3 protein-coding genes are annotated in these 2,246 nt (G+C 49.0%); 2 read left to right on the top strand and 1 reads right to left on the bottom strand.

Annotation, left to right across the window (positions count from 1 at the left end; genetic code table 11):
- Positions 1 to 526: hypothetical protein (locus QXE01_10090; GenBank protein MEM4971583.1), on the bottom strand; the 526-nt coding region annotated here is incomplete at its 3' end.
- A gap of 71 nt (positions 527 to 597) precedes the next feature.
- On the opposite strand from QXE01_10090, the gene QXE01_10085 reads away from it, so the two are divergent.
- Together QXE01_10085 and QXE01_10080 are read left to right on the top strand one after the other, a co-directional pair.
- Positions 598 to 1,275: a hypothetical protein gene (locus QXE01_10085; protein MEM4971582.1), complete on the top strand. Its 678-nt coding sequence runs from the start codon at positions 598 to 600 to the stop codon at positions 1,273 to 1,275.
- Between the two features lie 71 nt (positions 1,276 to 1,346).
- Entirely contained in the window at positions 1,347 to 1,985 is a 639-nt protein-coding gene (locus QXE01_10080) for a hypothetical protein (GenBank protein MEM4971581.1), read from the top strand.
- Positions 1,986 to 2,246: the final 261 nt, after the last annotated feature.

Below are 2,246 nucleotides of genomic sequence, written 5' to 3'. Positions count from 1 at the left end.
GCTGTGGAGCCTGGGATCTAGCCTTCTGCACTATCGCCGCCAGCTTCGACTGTATCTGTGGAGTCTGCTGCCGATCCGCCGACCCCGCTGTCGAAACCCTGATCTCCTGCATCTGCTGGTTTTGAGAGGGCTGCTGGGCTGTTCGAGGGTTCACCAGGCTTGCTAGGAAAGGCTCTATATGGCTCATATCCCTCAGCAGCATGGGATCTATACTCCCTATTAGAGCCAGTGTCTCGGTGCTTACAATTAGATACTCTGGCTTCCCATTCTCACCTATAACAACGCCATATGTATCTAGATTCCTCAGGGATTCCGAGTATCTTATCACGAAGAGGGCTGGTGTGTTGCCCAGTATAGATGGTTTGCTAGCTATATAGACCCCGCCGACCTTCTCTATATATTCTGCTAGCTCATCAGAGGATAGGATCGAATATACCTTTCTATCCCTCCCACTGTTTAGAACAAGCAGATACCCGATCCTACCCGGTATATCGTGCTCAGCAAAGAATATACCCCCACCAGCCATTGCATCACCGTAGAAGATGCTACGCGGTAAAAGCGTTCAACATATTTTTGGAGGATTTTTGGTGGCTGGCTATGAAGAGGGATGGCTGGTGCGAGGAGATAGTCTCTAGAGCGATACCGATACCTGTTAGGGCATATGCCCTCGGTGTTGCAAAGAAGGCTGCGAGATCCAGTATATCGAGGGTTATCAGGGGTGTATCCAGGCTCTCAAGATCTAGCGTGTATTTCTTGGACATAGGTGCTGCTGCAGTCAGTATAAGACCTAGACCGCCCCACATAATCTTTGTATCAGATCTTGCATATATGGCTATCCACGGCACAATCCCGAGATATGTTGTTGGTGAGAGGGAGATGAGGGTTCTCTATAGAGGTCTTGTCTACCACTCGATCTTGGAGAACCTAGTGGAACACGAGTCCTACTTCGTAGAACTCCCAATATGGATCCCGATATCGGTTGATGGGCAGGTCTACGAGCTCCACGGAACCCCCGACATCGTGTTGGTAGAGGATGGAGGGGCTATAGTGGTTGAGCTTAAGAGCAGCGATAGGGAGGAGACATCCATCGTGGGGATGATACAGGGTATGATCTATAGGAGGATGCTGGAGGACAACATGATCCAGGCTATATGTAGCTGCCTAGCAACACCAACAAGAACAATATGTGTCAGGAGGAGGATAGGGATCGACTTCATAGAACACCTAGCATCACTTTCAATCTCCCCCCACCCATCGCAGCGATGGGCGGTCTAGGGTCTAAACCTGTTATTTATAAGGTATATCCCTATAGCTTTTACATCCCCGGCTTTTTCCACGGGGATCTCGTGGGAAGGCTATATATCTATTTCTCTAACCGTCTCTTCAGACGTGCCATGCTATCCTTCGCAGCCCTCGCACTAATGCTGATCCCGATAGGATTTGCACAGGCAGGTCTTATCAGGGCTATACTCTCCAACATAGATATGACACAGCTATCCATCTACATCGCCCTCAGCAACATCCTATCAGCGGCTGCCATGGCAACAGCTGTCTATGTTGTTAGGATGTTTGCAAGGGCCGGTGCTGAGATATGCAGCTCGATATATCCCCGCATAACATCACCGGGGCTCAGGATAGACTGCATGATTTCTAGATGGATATCTGGGAGACCCCTCCTCTCATCATCGCTGATAGCTATTGCGATGATAGCCGGGTCTTCGATAACATCCTCTATGAAGATGGCATACATGCTAGGCATGGATCCATGGAGAGCCTTCTCAGCATTGAAGAGCCTCGTATCATCCTGGGCGGTGGATCTCTACATAGCCCTGGAGCTCACAGGCTATTTCCTAGCATCTATATCACCATCAATGAGCCTCAGAAGAGCAGTTATCCTAGCATCGATCTCAGCGGTGCTAATAGCATCAGCAGCATATATAGAAGCATCCATAATCCACGGGATCTTCCAGACCATCCAACCATAGCGACCCCTTAGCAACAGATATTAATATATAGTAATATATGAATGTATACTGCTTTTACCGCGGATACTGTTATCTGGTGGCCTATATGGCTAGGGGTGTCTCTACCGTTGCGTCTGCCCTCATAATAATGGCTATAATCATTGTTGCGAGTCTATCGGCGTATATGCTTATGCTCTCCAGAGTCTCGATCCTATGGTCATCCCTCTCAGGGCCTCCAGAGTCCTCGCCATTCACATTCACAGCCCAGATCTACCAGGCTGA

It is taken from the genome of Sulfolobales archaeon (genome assembly GCA_038897115.1).
Taxonomy (GTDB): domain Archaea; phylum Thermoproteota; class Thermoprotei_A; order Sulfolobales; family AG1; genus AG1.
This window is presented reverse-complemented; position numbering and strand designations above follow the sequence as displayed.